Source organism: Klebsiella sp. GG_Kp173 (assembly GCF_040062415.1).
In the GTDB taxonomy this organism is placed as follows: Bacteria; Pseudomonadota; Gammaproteobacteria; order Enterobacterales; family Enterobacteriaceae; genus Klebsiella; species Klebsiella quasipneumoniae.
The window spans coordinates 59,264-74,553 of sequence record NZ_JBEAFZ010000021.1; the positions used below are offsets into that span (position 1 = coordinate 59,264).

Consider the following 15,290-nt stretch of genomic DNA (forward strand, 5'->3'; position numbering starts at 1 on the left):
CCAACCTAAACGATGAAATGAATGTGCTTTTTACCGTGGTACGGGGAGATCTCGATTTTGGTTTTCACCCGGAAAACGTCCCACAGCAGCGCTTCGGACAAAATCTCCTCCGGCGTCCCGTTGGCGAGGATCTGCCCCTGCTGCATCACGATCAGCGAATCGCAGAACATCGCGGCATGGTTAAGATCGTGAATGGCCACAATGCTGGTCACCGGCAGCTCGCTGATCAACTGCATCAGCTGCATCTGATGGTGAATATCCAGATGGTTGGTAGGTTCATCCAGCAGGATCTCACTCGGGTTCTGCGCCAGCGCGCGGGCGATATGCACCCGCTGCCGCTCGCCGCCGGAGAGGCTCAGCCACCCCTGGTCGCTTTTCTCCAGCATCGCCACCCGCTGCAGCGCGGCGGTGACCGCCTCGTCATCCTGAGCGCTCCAGTTGGAGAACGGCGAGTGGTGCGGAATACGTCCCAGCCGCACGACGTCGCGCACCCGCATATTGGCCTCGGTCATGCCGTGTTGCTCGACGAACGCCACCCGGCGGGCGAGCTGCTTTTTAGCCATCCGGGCGATGTCGTGGCCGTCGAGGGTGACGCGACCCGCATCCGGGCGGCGCAGGCCCGCCAGAACCCGCAGCAGCGAGGATTTGCCGCAGCCGTTGGGGCCCAGCAGACCCACCGTTTCGCCGCGCGACACCCGCAGCGAGACATTATTGACGATGACCTTTTTGCCTGCCTTCCAGGTGATATTTTCAGCGCAAATACTCATCACTTATTCCTTGAGCGGTAGATAATCACGGCAAAGAAAGGCACCCCAACCAGGGCGGTCACCACTCCGACCGGCAGACTCTGCGGGGCAATCAGCAGGCGCGAGGCAATGTCCGCCAGCACCATCAGGATCGCCCCCGCCAGCGCGCTGGCGATCAGCAACGTCCGGTGCAGCGGGCCAAAGAAGAAGCGCATCACGTGCGGCACCACCAGGCCGACAAAGCCGATCGAGCCGGCCATGCTGACGATGGTGGCAGTAATCACCGCCGCGGTGGTGAAGAGGATCAGGCGCACGCGCGGCACGGCAATGCCCAGCGAAGCGGCGGCATCGTCGCCGAAGGTGAACGCGTCCAGCGCCCGGGCATACCACAGGCAGACCGCCAGGCCCGCGAGGACCACCACCAGAACCAGCTGGAATTCGGGCCAGCGGACGCCGCTGAAGCTGCCCAGCAGCCAGAACATCACATCGCGCGCCTGCTGCGCGCTGGCGGAGGTGCTGATGGTGTAGGCCGTGAGGGCGTTAAATAACTGCGAGGCGGCGACGCCCGCCAGAATGGTGCGCTCATTGCCGCCGCGCGCGCCGTTGGTCAGAAAGGCAACAAAGGCGAAGGCGGCGAAGGCTCCGGCAAACGCCCCGACGGAGAGGGAGATCGCCCCGGCGCCAAGGCCCAGCACCACAATCGATACCGCGCCGGTGGAGGCCCCGGCGGAGACGCCGAGGACGTAAGGTTCCGCGAGGGCGTTCTTGAGCAGGCTTTGCAGCACGGCGCCGCAGATAGCGAGGCCGGCGCCGCAGCAGGCGGCGACCAGCGCGCGGCTGAGGCGGAAATCCCAGATAACGCTCTCGGAGATACGATTGAGAGGCACCGCGGTTAAGCCGGTTTTATTGCTGATAGCGTAAAAGACGTTCTGCAGCGGGATGGGCAGTTCGCCGACGCTGACGCCCACCGCTATCACCAGCGCCAGCACGATCACGGCCAGTAAACACCAGCCGGTGAGCAGCATGCTGCGGCGCGTCTGAAGCACGGCGACGCTCATCAGTTCAGCCCCATTTTTCTCAGCTGTTCGCCCACCTGTTCCGCGCCATAAAGCGTGCGAATGGTCGGATTCATCGCCTGACCGTCCATGACCACGATATGGCCTTTTTTCACGGCCTCCAGCTGGCTGACGGCGGGATCGCTTTTGAGGAATCTGATCTTCTCCTCGGCCTTATCCAGCGCCCAGCGGTTACGATCCAGGCTGGAGACCACGATCACATCCGGGTTGGCGGCAATGATGCTCTCCCAGCTCACCGTGGGCCACTCGGTTTCGGAGGTAATCGCATTATGTCCGCCCAGCACACTGGCGATAAATCCGGAGGCGCTGTTTTTACCGCCGACATAGGCATCGGCCGAAGGTGAGGCGCTGGAGAACCAGAAGACGAAGGAGAGATCCTTTTTGCTTTTACCGAACTCCTGGCGCAGGTCGGCTTCACGTTTTTTGAAATCGGCAATCAGCGCCTGACCACGATCTTCGACGTTGAAAATGCGGGCAAAATCGCTAATTTCCTGATACAGCCAGGTCATATCCCACAGCTTTTGTCGGCTGCCGTACATATCGCCGGTGGCCTTTTTGGTGGCGCACATCCCCGGTGAGACGTAGCTGTTTACGCCGACGGTAGCGAGATCTTCACGCCTGGCGACTTTGCTTTCCGGCCCCAGTAGCAGAGGTAACTGGGCGGGAACGAAATCGGGATTTTGCGCCAGCACGGATTCCAGGCTCGGAATTTCCACCGTCAGGGTTTTAATCTTCGCGTTTTGCTCAGCCAGCTGCGGTAAAACGCTGGTCGGCCAAAAGGCGCTGGCCACCACCTGCTTTTGCAGCCCAAGCAGCAGCAGAATTTCGACCGTATTTTGCCCCAGCGCGACCACGCGCTCCGGCGGCCGGGTGAAGGTCTCCTGATAGCCACAGTTTTCAATCGTCAGGGGGTAGGTTGTTGCCAGCGCGGAACTGACGGCGGTGAACATCAAGCCTAACGCGCAGAGGACCTTCTTCATTAAACGCTATCCTTGTAAACAGGCGAGTGGATGACCAGCAAATGGGAGTAATGCAAATGAAACTCATTATTGGGGCGGGGTTTTATACAATGCCATATTTACAGTGTCAATGAGTGACTATTTCAGCAGGGAAGGGATTACCCGCGAGGCGGGTGGGTCAGCGCGCCAGAGGGCCGCGAATATACGTCTGCAACCCCTCGGCGAGGAAATTAAATACCCGCTTACAGGCGGGGCTGTGGCGCAGATCCTCATGCATCACCAGCCAGGTATCGAGATACAGAGAAAAGTCTGCCGCCAGCACTCGCTGCAGGGGAATAATGCCGTCGGCGAGGGGCGCCTGGCAGATGCCGATCCCTGCCCCGGCGCGGATCAGGCTCAGCTGGGCGAGGTCGCTATCGGTGCGCATCGCGAAGACCTCGCGCTGAAAACGGGGATAGCGCGCAAGAGCCCGGCGAACGAGGGGCGTGGCGCTGTCGAAACCAATCAGCGCGTGGCCGTCAAGCTCCTCAGGCGTAGCGGGCCGACCCTGGCGGATCAGATAGGCATCGGTAGCATGCAGCCCAAGCTCGATCCTGCCGAGACGCCGCGCGATAAGCTGCTCCTGCTGCGGAGCGACCATCCGCACCGCGATGTCCGCCTCCCGGTGAAGCAGATCCTGAAACCGATTGGAGAGCATTAATTCGATGACGATACTCGGGCACGCTTGCCTGAGCCGGGCAATCAGCGGCGGCAGCACCTCAGCGCCGACCACCTCGCTGGCGGCCACCCGCACCACGCCACGCAGATCGGTGCTGTTGCGACTAAAGTTAGCCGCCGTGCGTTCCAGCGCCCGGGCGGTATTGTCCATCGCCTCGGCGTGCGCCTGCAGCGCCAGCGCCGCGTCGGTCGCCAGCAGGCCGGTTTGCGAGCGGGTAAATAAGGCCTGGCCGAGGGCGGCCTCCAGGCCGGCGATATGACGTCCCGCCGTCGGCTGAGTGATGTTCAGGGTGCGCGATGCGCCCGATAAAGAGCCTTCCTGCAGGACGGCGAGAAAGGTTCGGTACCACTCCCAGGGAATAGAGGTATTCATACAAAAATGTATAGCCGCTCGATGATGGTATGCAATTTCATTTGATATGAGCCGCAGGTAGGCTGTCAAGCATCCATTAGCGAACGGGGAAAGACGATGAACAGCAGCGGCAAAGTCCTGATTTTGGGAGCAAGCGGGGGCATAGGCGGGGAAGTGGCGCGTCGGCTGGCGGCGGACAACTGGCAGGTTCGGGCGCTGAAGCGCGGCGCCCAGCTTCATGGGCCCGAAGAGGGCATGCAGTGGATTGCCGGCGACGCGCTGGATGCCGGGCAGGTGGCGGCGGCGGCTGCCGGTTGCGACGTGATCGTCCATGCGGTCAATCCGCCGGGCTACCGGCACTGGCGGCAGCAGGTACTACCTATGCTGCGCAACACCCTGCAGGCCGCCGCCCAGCAGCGGGCGTTAGTTGTCCTGCCCGGCACGGTTTACAACTATGGACCGGATGCCTTTCCGCTGATTGACGAAGCGGCCGTGCAACGGCCGGTGACCCGCAAAGGCGCCATTCGGGTGGAAATGGAGCAGGCGCTGGAGGATTACGTACAGCGCGGCGGCAGGGCGTTGATTGTCCGGGCGGGCGATTATTTTGGTCCGCGCGCCGGAAATAACTGGTTTTCCCAGGGGCTGGTCAAGCCAGGTCAGCTTCCCCGGACTATCAGCCTACCAGGGGCGATCGGCGTGGGGCATCAGTGGGCCTGGCTGCCCGACGTTGCCGCCACCATCGCCGCGCTGCTGGCCCGCATGCATGAGCTTGAACCGTTTGCCCGCTTTCATATGCAGGGCCACTGGGACCCGGACGGCAGCGAAATGAGCCAGGCGATCCAGCGGGTGGTCGCCCGCTATGGCGGCAGGGCGGTAGTGAAGTCCTTTCCCTGGTGGCTGGTGAAGCTGGCGGCGCCCTTCAACGCCACCCTGCGCGAAATGGTCGAGATGCACTATCTCTGGCGTCTACCGGTACGCCTGCGCAACGATAAGCTGGTGGCTTTTTTAGGCGCGGAGCCGCATACCCCGCTCGATCGTGCCGTACATCTGACGCTGCAAGGCCTGGGCTGTCTGCCCGCCGGCGCGATTAACCATGAGGCGCGTGAGGCATAACGCGGCGAGAGAGGTGAGCAGGGTGGGGGGTTATTGTGACCAAATCATAATAACGTCACTCGTTGTCAAACGATAGCGATCGCATTAAGCTAAACGGATGACGAAAAATACCCCCACCCCAGCAAGCCGTGGCCCCGTTGACCACAGCGTTCGGGACCAGATTCTTGACGCGGCCATGGCGCACTTCAGTCGCTATGGCTATGAAAAGACCACGGTCACCGATCTTGCCAAAGCAATAGGCTTTTCCAAAGCCTATATCTACAAGTTTTTTGACTCCAAGCAGGCGATTGGCGAGGCAATCTGCGCCAGCCGGCTGGAGAAGATCATGGTGGCCGTGAGCGAGGCCATCGCCGATGCACCCTCCGCCAGCGAGAAGCTGCGCCGCCTGTTCCGGGCGCTGACCGAGGCCGGCAGTGAACTGTTTTTCGAGGATCGCAAACTGTACGATATCGCCGCCGTCGCGGCGCGCGATAAATGGCCCTCAACGGAGCAGTATGCCGGTCATCTGCAGCAGCTGATTGGTCAAATCCTGGTCGAAGGCCGCCAGGCGGGTGAGTTCGAGCGCAAAACCCCGCTGGATGAGGCGACCCTGGCGGTCTATATGGTGATGTGTCCTTTCATCAACCCGGTGCAGCTGCAATACAATCTCGACACCGCGCCCACCGCGGCGGTGCTGCTTGCCTCCCTGATCCTGAGAAGTCTCTCCCCCTGATTTGTGACCATTGACTTTATTGGTCACTAGTCTGAGAATGCAGTCACCAACCGGTCTTTTCATTAAGGTGACCCATGCTCAGGCCCAACGCCGTCCATCTTGCCGTCTGCCTCCTGCCGCTGGCCCTCGCGGGCTGCGGCGAACCTGCCGATCATGACGATCCCCGCACCCGGCCGCCGCTGGTCCGGGTGGCGACCGTCGAGCGCGCGGAGGCCAGCTCGCGGGCCTTTACCGGCGTGGTGGTCGCTCGTACCCAAAGCGATCTCGGCTTCCGGGTATCGGGAAAAATCCTTGCCCGGCTGGTGGAGACCGGGCAGAGCGTCCGGCGCGGTCAACTGCTGCTGCGCCTGGATCCGGCTGATCTAACCTTGCAGGCGCAGTCCCAACAGCGGGCGGTCGACGCCGCGCGGGCGCGAGCCAAAAAAGCGGCCAACGATCTGGCCCGCTATCGCGGCCTGGTGGCCAGCGGCGCCGTCTCGGCGGCGGAGTTCGACCAGATCAACGCGACGGCAGAGGCGGCGAGAGCCGACCTCCGCGCGGCCCAGGCGCAGGCAAACGTGGCGCAAAACGCCACCGACTATGCCGGACTGCTGGCGGATGCCGACGGCGTGGTGGTGGAAACGCTCGCCGAGCCGGGACTGGTGGTCAGCGCCGGGCAGGTGGTGATCCGCCTGGCGCGGGCAGGGCAGCGCGAAGCGCGGGTGCAGCTTCCGGAGACGCTGCGCCCGGCGGTCGGCAGCGAGGCGCTGGCGACACGCTATGGCAGCGAATCTCAGCCGGTCACCGCGACCCTGCGGCTGCTTTCGGACGCGGCTGACGCCGCCACCCGCACCTTTGAAGCGCGCTATGTGCTGAACGGCGCGCTGGCGAATGCGCCGCTGGGGTCTACTGTGACCCTGCGTATCAGCAGCGACCAGGGGCCAGGCGAGGTGCTGGAGGTGCCCCTGGCGTCGGTCTACGATCCGGGCAACGGCCCTGGCGTCTGGCGCATTGCATCGCGCCCGGCCACCGTCTCCTGGCAACCGGTGACGGTGATCGGCCTGAATGATGAAACGGCGCGGGTGACCGGCCCGCTGAAGCCCGGGGAGCCCATCGTCGCCCTGGGCGCCCATCTTCTGCACCAGGGCGAGACGGTGCGGCTGGCGGACCGACGCGAGCATGATGCCGACGGGAGTCAGCCATGAGCGGCGGGCGTTTTAATCTCTCCGCGCTGGCCGTCCGCGAGAGGTCGGTAACCCTGTTTTTAATTATCCTTATCTCGGTCGCCGGGCTGGTGGCCTTCTTCGGGCTCGGGCGGGCGGAAGACCCGCCCTTTACGGTCAAGCAAATGACGGTCATCACCGTCTGGCCGGGCGCCACCGCGCAGGAGATGCAGGATCAGGTCGCCGAGCCGCTGGAAAAACGGCTCCAGGAGCTGAAGTGGTACGATCGCACCGAGACCTATACCCGTCCCGGGATGGCGTTAATCACCTTATCGCTGCAGGATCAGACGCCGCCTTCCGAGGTGCCGGAGCAGTTTTATCAGGCGCGCAAAAAGCTCGGGGATGAGGCGAATAACCTGCCTGCCGGCGTCTCCGGCCCGATGATGAATGACGAATTCGCCGATGTCACCTTTGCCCTCTTTGCCCTGAAAGCGCGGGGAGAGCCGCCGCGGCAGCTGGTGCGTGACGCCGAAGCCCTGCGCCAGCAGCTGCTGCATGTACCTGGGGTGAAAAAAGTGAATATTCTCGGCGAACAGGCGGAGCGCATTTATCTCTCCTTTTCTCATGACCGTCTCGCCACCCTGGGGCTCTCGCCGGAGGCGATTTTTGCCGCGCTGAACAATCAGAATGTGCTGACCGCCGCCGGGGCCATTGAGACCCGTGGCGGGCAGATCTTTATCCGCCTCGACGGGGCGTTCGACCGCCTGCAGCAGATCCGCGACACGCCGATTATTGCCGGGGGCAGAACGCTGAAACTCGCCGATGTCGCCACGGTTGAGCGGGGGTATGAAGATCCTGCTACCTTCCTGATCCGCAATCAGGGCGAACCGGCGCTGCTGCTGGGGGTGGTGATGCGCGAGGGCTGGAATGGTCTGGCGCTGGGGAAAGCGCTGGACGCCGAAACGGACAGCATCAATCAGAGCCTGCCGCTCGGCATGTCGTTGGCCAAAGTGACCGATCAGTCGGTGAATATCAGCGCGGCGGTCGATGAGTTCATGATCAAATTTTTTGTCGCTCTGTTGGTGGTGATGGCGGTGTGCTTTGTCAGCATGGGCTGGCGCGTGGGGGTGGTGGTCGCGGCGGCGGTGCCGCTCACCCTGGCCGTGGTGTTTGTGGTGATGGCCGCCACCGGTAAAAACTTCGACCGCATCACCCTCGGCTCGCTGATCCTCGCCCTGGGGCTGCTGGTGGATGATGCCATTATCGCCATTGAAATGATGGTGGTCAAAATGGAGGAGGGGTATGACCGCCTCAAAGCCTCCGCCTATGCCTGGAGCCACACCGCGGCGCCCATGCTGGCCGGTACCCTGGTGACGGCCGTGGGCTTTATGCCTAACGGGTTTGCGCAATCCACCGCCGGGGAGTATGCCAGCAACGTGTTCTGGATCGTCGGTATCGCGCTGATTGCCTCCTGGATCGTGGCGGTGATTTTTACCCCCTGGCTGGGCGTACACCTGTTACCGGAGAGGAAGTCCGCGGCGGCAGGCCACGCCGCGCTGTATGACACCCCGCGCTATCAGCGCTTCCGCTGGCTGCTGACCCGGGTTATCGCCGGCAAATGGCGCGTGGCCGCCGGGGTGGTGGTGCTGTTTATGGTGGCGTTACTGGGAATGAGCGTGGTGAAAAAGCAGTTTTTCCCCACCTCCGACCGCCCGGAAGTGCTGGTTGAGGTGCAGATGCCTTACGGGTCGTCGATTATCCAGACCAGCGCCGCGACGGCGAAAATTGAGCGCTGGCTGCAGCAGCAGCCGGAGGCGAAGATTGTCACCAGCTATATCGGCCAGGGCGCGCCGCGCTTTTACCTGGCGATGGCTCCGGAATTGCCCGATCCCTCATTTGCCAAGCTGGTGGTATTGACCGACGGTCCGGCCTCGCGCGAGGCGCTTAAGCTGCGGCTGCGGGAGGCGGTGGCCAATGGCCTTGCGCCGCAGGCGCGGGTGCGCGTCACGCAGCTGGTCTTTGGCCCTTATTCGCCTTATCCAGTCGCCTGGCGGGTGATGGGGCCCGATCCGCACACCCTGCGCGACATCGCCGATCGGGTGAAAGCGGTGCTGCAGGCCAGTCCGCTGATGCGCACCGTCAATAGCGACTGGGGATCGCGGGTACCGGTGATGCATTTCAGCCTCAATCAGGACCGGCTGCAGGCGAGTGGGCTCAGCTCCCAGGCCGTCGCCCAGCAGCTGCAGTTCCTGCTGTCAGGGATCCCCATTACCACCGTCCGGGAGGATATTCGCGCGGTGCAGGTCATCGGCCGCGCGGCGGGCGATATCCGTCTGGACCCGGCGAAAATCGCCGACTTCACTCTCGTAGGCAGCGGCGGGCAGCGGGTTCCTTTGTCGCAGATCGGTGAAGTCGACGTCAGGATGGAAGAACCCCTGCTCCGTCGTCGCGACCGCACGCCGACCATTACCGTCCGGGGAGATGTCGCGGATAACCTGCAGCCGCCGGATGTCTCCAGCGCGCTGATGAAGCCGCTGCAGACCATTATCGACTCCCTGCCGCCTGGGTATCGCATCGAGACGGCGGGCTCGATCGAGGAGTCAGGCAAAGCCACCCGGGCAATGGTGCCGTTATTTCCGATAATGATCGCCCTCACGCTGCTGATCATTATCCTGCAGGTACGTTCCCTGTCGGCGATGGTCATGGTTTTCCTGACCGCGCCGCTGGGGCTGATTGGCGTGGTACCGACGCTGCTGTTGTTCAATCAGCCGTTTGGCATCAATGCCCTTGTGGGCCTGATCGCCCTGTCAGGGATCCTGATGCGAAATACGCTGATCCTGATTGGTCAAATCCACCATAACCAGCAGGCGGGGCTCGATCCGTTCCACGCGGTGGTGGAGGCGACGGTGCAGCGAGCCCGTCCGGTTCTGCTGACCGCGCTGGCGGCGATCCTGGCGTTCATTCCGCTGACGCATTCGGTTTTCTGGGGGACGCTCGCCTATACGCTGATTGGCGGGACGCTGGGGGGAACCATCATGACCCTTATCTTCCTGCCGGCCATGTATGCGATCTGGTTCCGCATCCGCCCCGAGCGACCGGCTGACGCAGCGCAACGTCCGGCGCTGGACCCTCAGGGGTAACTCCCCCTTGCCGGACCGGGCCAGGACACGCGGTCAGGCCCGGCCCCGGGCTGCGTCAGGCAGATAAGGATACCGGGACCGCGCGGCTGCGCTGTTGATCTTTTTCCAGCCGGTCGAGGCAATCGAGGCTGATGGCGGAGGGCGAGGTGGCGCCGGTGAGGGTCATGGTGACCTTCATATCCTCGGCAAATAAGCGCAGCAGGTGTGCCACCCCCGCTTCGCCTGCGGCGGCGAGGGCATAAATATAGGCCCGACCAAGCAGGACTCCCTTCGCGCCGAGGGCGAGCAGGCGAATAACGTCCACGCCGGAGCGCACTCCGGAGTCGGCAAGGACCGTCAGATCGTCGCCGACCGCATCCGCCACCCGCGGCAGCGCCCGGGCGGTGGGGATGGCGCCATCGAGCTGTCTGCCGCCGTGATTGGAGACCACAATGCCATCGGCGCCCAGCCGCACGGCATTGCGCGCATCGTCGGCATCGAGGATCCCTTTGATGATCAGCTTTCCTGGCCAGCTGTCGCGGATCCACTCCAGATCGTGCCAGGCGATGGACGGGTCGAAGTTGTTGCTGATGAACCCCATATAGTCGTCCATGGTCATTTTGTGGCCGGTATAAGCTTCGATGTTACCGAACGACAGGGGTCTGCCCGCCAGGCCGACGTTCAATGCCCAGCGCGGGTGGGTGCAGGCCTGAAGATACTGTCGCAAGGTGGCGTGCGGCCCGGACATTCCTGAACGGTTGTCCCGATACCGTGAGCCGGGGATCGGCATATCGACAGTGAATACCAGGGTTTTCATGCCGGCAGCCCAGGCGCGTTCCAGGGCATTACGCATATAGCCGCGATCTTTCAGTACGTACAGCTGGGACCAGAGCGCGCCGCTGGCGTGGCTCGCCACCTCCTCAATGGAGCAGACCGACACGGTGGACAGAGTGTAAGGGATCCCGGCGCGGGAGGCGGCGCGGGCCGCCTGGACTTCGCCGCGGCGGGCGTACATTCCGGTGGCCCCGACCGGCCCCAGCGCCACGGGCATTGCCCATGGGGCATCAAGGATGGTGGTGGCCAGCGTCGGCTCACCCGCTCCGCACAGCACGCGCTGGCGAAGGGCTACCGAGGCGAGCTCGGCGGCATTAGCGTTCATGGTATTTTCCGCCACCGCGCCACCGTCAATATAGTCAAAAAGGAAACGTGGCAGACGGCGACGAGCGGCTTCGCGATAATCGCTGGGGGCTGAAACAATCATGATTATATCCTTATGTCTTTTAACCTAAGTGGATGTTCTGCAGGCAAAAAAACTATAGGCTTCTAAAAGGCGGTGGGGAAATGAAATATTAGCATCCAAGCCATTCCCTAACGGAATAAACTGGATTTGTCGCTTAAATGGTTATTTCTTTTTTTTGCCTTGGGCACGCGCGTTATTTTTATTTATTTCCACGAAACGTGAATTCGGGCCAAATAAAAGACCCGATGTGGTGCAACGGCGTTTTGCGCTATCGCCATAGCAAGGAAGCGTGGTCAGCTCGGCGCCTGCGAATAGGCGCGTAGAAAAACCTCCAGCGCGCGCTCAACCCGCAGTTTGATTTCGTCGTCGGATAAAGGCCGTCTTGCGCCAAGCTTTATTGCCAGGCTGGTCATCCCCAACCATAAACCGGCCAGATCGTCGGCAGCCTCCTGCGGATCGCATGCCCGCAGAGCACCGGCTTCGATTGCCTCGGCGATAATCACCTCCAGCATCTGCTGTGCCCGCCCCGGCCCGGCGGCGTAAAAGCGGCCGGGCAGTTCAGGATGACGCAGGGCGGCGGAGGCAATCAGCCGGTCCCAGCCGGTCAGTTCCCGCTGATTGATAAAGCGGACAAAGCGATTGCCAAATGCGGTCAGCACCTCGACCAGCGGCAGGTGATGGCGCTGGGCGAAATCGTGGTCGCTGATGGTGAGATCTGATTCCCGGCGCAATACCGCCTCTATCAATTGTTCTTTATCGCTGAAATTGGCATACAAGGTGGCTTTCGCCACCCCTGCCACCCGGGCGATTTCAGCCGTCGTGACCTCCAGGCCTTGTTCAAGGAACAATTTACGGGCGGCCTGAAGGATGGCCTGCATTTTCAGCGGATCTTTTGGCCGTCCTTTCTGACGAGGGGTATCGCTCATCGCCGATAACCTGCAAACAACGCGCTCATGATTAATCCTCCCACCACGGTAATGTGTTCAAGCGCAACGTGGAATTCCTCTGTGCGCCGGGGCTCGCTAAAGGCCCAGAAAGCGTGTCCCAGCGGAATGGTGAGTAATGTAAACACAATCAGCATCAGCGATCCAATCCAGCCGTAGCCGGCAGGATTAAAAACGATCAGCGCGGAGCCCGCCAGCTGGCAACCAATCGTACCAACCGCGAACAATACTGGCCATGGCAGGCCAACGGCCAACATCTCCCGAACGATCTCCGTGAAATGAAAGACGCCGTAGACGCCAGCCATCCAGAAGAAAAAAGTCACCAGGACGCGGGAGAGACAGAGAGTAATGAAAAATGAGGTTGAATCAGTCATGAGATTTTACGCAAATGTGAATTAACAGACCGCGGAGTCTAAGAAATAATTATAAGACTAACAAGTCTGTTAATTGTCCGTGAGTGTTATTTTATTTAAATCAACAAATTAGTTTGAATTATCCAGGCCGTGATGCCTTTCGCGCACTTTTCTCATGGCGTAAAGAAGGTGATTTTGAAATTGAGCAGATGCTATCTTTTGCTAGCCTTTCTGAGGAGGACAGACGGAGCGACACCATGAAAGATAAAGATGAACAAACGGCATTGATTGGCATGGCTATCGGCGCGGCGGTCATTAGCTTAGTGGCGACCCAAAAGCAGATTAATCAGGGGAGTATCGTGGATGAGCTGGTGCGGCTGGGCAGACAGAAGGGGGATGGGGTGGAGGATGAAGTTTTTGTCCAGGCCGCCCGCCTGGTGAGAAAAGGAACTTAGCCAACCGATAGCCTTCCTGGCTACCCGTTTTATCGCGGTTTATCTCCCCCCGATCGCGGCCACGTCCCCCGCCAGGCCGCGACCGCCCCTGCCGAAAGCGTTGCGCCTTGACGCTTTCTGCTTACGCTTTCTCATTCCGCAGGCCAGCGCCTGTTCAGCGCGCATGGCTGCTTAGTGACGCCGTCACTTTTTTGGTTTCTACGACAAGGTTAATCAGGAAGGTGGTCTGCTGCTATCGCATAAATCGGTATTTTCGATACATCTTTGCCATTGCGTGCGGTGATAGAACGATATCAGAATAAAATATTATAAATCATATAATTAGGTTCAACTTGCGCACCCTGATAATCCCCGGCCAAGGGTCTATGCTTATAAAAAGCGCTAATTGGGGCAATACCCCTGCTGGAGAAGGGTTGAAGTGATAATCATTATCACTAACATGGCGGTATGCCTTGATGGCGCCAACCTGGAGGTCTATCGATGGAAGTACAAGCAGGAACCTTTAATCCCGCCGATTTCAGCTGGCAGGGACTGACCATGACGCCGGCCGCTGCCGCGCATATTCGCGATCTGATGCGCAAGCAACCGGATAAAAAGGGGCTACGGCTGGGTATTAAAACCAGCGGCTGCGCCGGTTTTGGCTATGTGCTCGAAATGATTGCCGAGCCGGCGCCCGACGATCTGCTCTTTGAATCTGAAGGGGCGAAGCTGTACGCGCCGCTGCAGGCGATGCCGTTCATTGACGGTACGGAGCTGGATTACGTCCGGGAAGGATTAAATGAAATCTTTAAATTTCATAACCCGAAAGCGCAGCACGAATGCGGCTGCGGCGAAAGTTTTGGGGTGCAGGCGGAGTAACTATGTCGCGTAATACTGAAGCAACAGACGATGTCAAAACCTGGACCGGCGGCCCGCTCAATTATAAAGAGGGCTTTTTCACTCGCCTGCAGACCGATGAGCTGGCCAAAGGCATTAATGAAGAAGTGGTTCGCGCCATCTCCGCCCGCCGCAATGAGCCGCAGTGGATGCTGGAGTTCCGGCTCAATGCCTACCGGGCGTGGCTGGAGATGGAAGAGCCGCACTGGCTGAAGGCGCATTACGATAAGCTGAATTATCAGGATTACAGCTACTATTCCGCCCCCTCCTGCGGCAACTGCGATGAGACCTGCGCCTCCGAGCCCGGCGCGGTGCAGCAGACCGGGGCCAACACCTTTCTGACCAGCGAGGTGGAAGAAGCCTTTAACCAGCTGGGCGTACCGGTGCGCGAAGGGCGCGAGGTGGCGGTGGACGCGATATTCGACTCGGTGTCGGTGGCGACCACCTACCGTGAAAAGCTGGCGGAGCAGGGGATCATCTTCTGCTCTTTCGGCGAGGCGATCCACGACCATCCGGAACTGGTGAAAAAGTATCTGGGGACCGTGGTGCCGGGCAATGACAACTTCTTTGCCGCGCTGAACGCCGCGGTGGCTTCGGATGGCACCTTTATCTATGTGCCGAAGGGCGTCCGCTGTCCGATGGAGCTATCGACCTATTTCCGCATCAACGCCGAAAAGACCGGCCAGTTTGAACGCACCATTCTGGTGGCCGATGAAGGCAGCTACGTCAGCTACATCGAGGGCTGCTCGGCGCCAGTGCGCGACAGCTATCAACTGCACGCCGCGGTGGTGGAGGTCATCATCCATAAAGACGCGGAAGTGAAATACTCCACGGTGCAGAACTGGTTCCCGGGGGACAACAACACCGGAGGGATCCTCAACTTTGTCACCAAGCGCGCCCTGTGCGAAGGGGAGAACAGCAAAATGTCATGGACCCAGTCGGAAACCGGCTCGGCCATCACCTGGAAATACCCCAGCTGCATCCTGCGCGGCGATAACTCGATCGGCGAATTCTTTTCGGTGGCGCTGACCAGCGGCCATCAGCAGGCGGACACCGGCACGAAAATGATCCATATCGGCAAGAACACCCGCTCGACCATCATCTCGAAAGGGATCTCCGCCGGACACAGCCAGAATAGCTATCGCGGGCTGGTCAAAATCATGCCGACCGCCACCAATGCCCGCAACTATACCCAGTGCGATTCAATGCTGATCGGCCCGGACTGTGGGGCGCATACCTTCCCGTATGTCGAATGTCGCAACAACAGCGCTCAGCTGGAACACGAAGCGACCACCTCACGGATCGGTGAGGACCAGCTGTTCTACTGCCTGCAGCGCGGGATCAGCGAAGACGATGCCATCTCGATGATCGTCAACGGCTTCTGTAAAGACGTCTTCTCCGAACTGCCGCTGGAGTTCGCCGTAGAGGCGCAAAAATTGCTGGCCATTAGCCTTGAGCATAGCGTCGGCTGATAATTAAGGAAAAA

At 60.8% G+C, this 15,290-nt stretch carries 15 protein-coding genes; 7 read left to right on the forward strand and 8 right to left on the reverse strand.

Annotated elements, in window-relative coordinates:
• Positions 1–5 precede the first annotated feature (5 nt).
• From ABLU50_RS11615 to ABLU50_RS11630, 4 genes are all read right to left on the reverse strand, one after another.
• Positions 6–767, reverse strand: coding sequence for an ABC transporter ATP-binding protein (locus ABLU50_RS11615; RefSeq protein WP_004203103.1), 762 nt, complete (start codon positions 765–767; stop codon positions 6–8).
• A complete protein-coding gene (locus ABLU50_RS11620) occupies positions 767–1,804 on the reverse strand; it encodes an iron chelate uptake ABC transporter family permease subunit (RefSeq protein ID WP_087832284.1) in 1,038 nt (345 codons plus the stop codon). Before ABLU50_RS11620 ends, ABLU50_RS11615 begins: the two co-directional genes overlap by 1 nt.
• Positions 1,804–2,802, reverse strand: coding sequence for an ABC transporter substrate-binding protein (locus tag ABLU50_RS11625; protein WP_087832283.1), 999 nt, complete (start codon positions 2,800–2,802; stop codon positions 1,804–1,806). The genes ABLU50_RS11620 and ABLU50_RS11625 overlap by 1 nt, the downstream gene beginning before the upstream one ends.
• 157 nt (positions 2,803–2,959) lie before the next feature.
• The gene (locus ABLU50_RS11630) at positions 2,960–3,871 is read right to left on the reverse strand and encodes a LysR family transcriptional regulator (RefSeq protein WP_087832282.1); all 912 of its coding nucleotides are present in this window, start codon (positions 3,869–3,871) and stop codon (positions 2,960–2,962) included.
• Positions 3,872–3,967: 96 nt separating this feature from the next.
• Between ABLU50_RS11630 and ABLU50_RS11635 the strand changes: the two genes are divergently transcribed.
• From ABLU50_RS11635 to ABLU50_RS11650, 4 genes are all read left to right on the forward strand, one after another.
• The gene (locus ABLU50_RS11635; RefSeq protein WP_087832281.1) at positions 3,968–4,963 is read left to right on the forward strand and encodes an NAD-dependent epimerase/dehydratase family protein; all 996 of its coding nucleotides are present in this window, start codon (positions 3,968–3,970) and stop codon (positions 4,961–4,963) included.
• A 97-nt stretch (positions 4,964–5,060) separates the two neighbouring features.
• On the forward strand, positions 5,061–5,675 hold the full coding sequence (locus tag ABLU50_RS11640) for a TetR/AcrR family transcriptional regulator (protein ID WP_004203096.1): 615 nt from the start codon (positions 5,061–5,063) through the stop codon (positions 5,673–5,675).
• A 74-nt stretch (positions 5,676–5,749) separates the two neighbouring features.
• Positions 5,750–6,859, forward strand: coding sequence for an efflux RND transporter periplasmic adaptor subunit (locus tag ABLU50_RS11645; protein WP_087832280.1), 1,110 nt, complete (start codon positions 5,750–5,752; stop codon positions 6,857–6,859).
• Entirely contained in the window at positions 6,856–9,957 is a 3,102-nt protein-coding gene (locus ABLU50_RS11650; RefSeq protein ID WP_087832279.1) for an efflux RND transporter permease subunit, read from the forward strand. Before ABLU50_RS11645 ends, ABLU50_RS11650 begins: the two co-directional genes overlap by 4 nt.
• Positions 9,958–10,012: 55 nt before the next feature.
• On the opposite strand, the gene lldD is transcribed toward ABLU50_RS11650, so the two are convergent.
• From lldD to ABLU50_RS11670, 4 genes are all read right to left on the reverse strand, one after another.
• Positions 10,013–11,197 carry an FMN-dependent L-lactate dehydrogenase LldD gene (gene lldD / locus ABLU50_RS11655; RefSeq protein WP_323084004.1) on the reverse strand — a complete coding sequence of 395 codons (1,185 nt, stop codon included), beginning with the start codon at positions 11,195–11,197 and terminating at the stop codon, positions 10,013–10,015.
• A gap of 272 nt (positions 11,198–11,469) precedes the next feature.
• Positions 11,470–12,102, reverse strand: coding sequence for a TetR/AcrR family transcriptional regulator (locus ABLU50_RS11660; protein WP_032456249.1), 633 nt, complete (start codon positions 12,100–12,102; stop codon positions 11,470–11,472).
• On the reverse strand, positions 12,099–12,494 hold the full coding sequence (locus tag ABLU50_RS11665; protein ID WP_087832278.1) for a DoxX family protein: 396 nt from the start codon (positions 12,492–12,494) through the stop codon (positions 12,099–12,101). The genes ABLU50_RS11660 and ABLU50_RS11665 overlap by 4 nt, the downstream gene beginning before the upstream one ends.
• Positions 12,495–12,612: 118 nt before the next feature.
• Positions 12,613–12,732 carry a hypothetical protein gene (locus ABLU50_RS11670; protein ID WP_032456247.1) on the reverse strand — a complete coding sequence of 40 codons (120 nt, stop codon included), beginning with the start codon at positions 12,730–12,732 and terminating at the stop codon, positions 12,613–12,615.
• Here ABLU50_RS11670 and ABLU50_RS11675 point away from each other — a divergent pair.
• The 3 genes from ABLU50_RS11675 (at position 12,731) to sufB (ending at position 15,276) form a co-directional block, all read left to right on the forward strand.
• Complete coding sequence (locus tag ABLU50_RS11675; RefSeq protein WP_004203090.1) at positions 12,731–12,928, forward strand: hypothetical protein; 198 nt, start codon at positions 12,731–12,733, stop codon at positions 12,926–12,928. The two genes, ABLU50_RS11670 and ABLU50_RS11675, sit on opposite strands and share 2 nt — an antisense overlap.
• A gap of 480 nt (positions 12,929–13,408) precedes the next feature.
• On the forward strand, positions 13,409–13,786 hold the full coding sequence (gene sufA, locus ABLU50_RS11680; RefSeq protein ID WP_004203089.1) for a Fe-S cluster assembly scaffold SufA: 378 nt from the start codon (positions 13,409–13,411) through the stop codon (positions 13,784–13,786).
• Between the two features lie 2 nt (positions 13,787–13,788).
• Positions 13,789–15,276 carry a Fe-S cluster assembly protein SufB gene (gene sufB / locus ABLU50_RS11685; protein ID WP_002908877.1) on the forward strand — a complete coding sequence of 496 codons (1,488 nt, stop codon included), beginning with the start codon at positions 13,789–13,791 and terminating at the stop codon, positions 15,274–15,276.
• Positions 15,277–15,290: the final 14 nt, after the last annotated feature.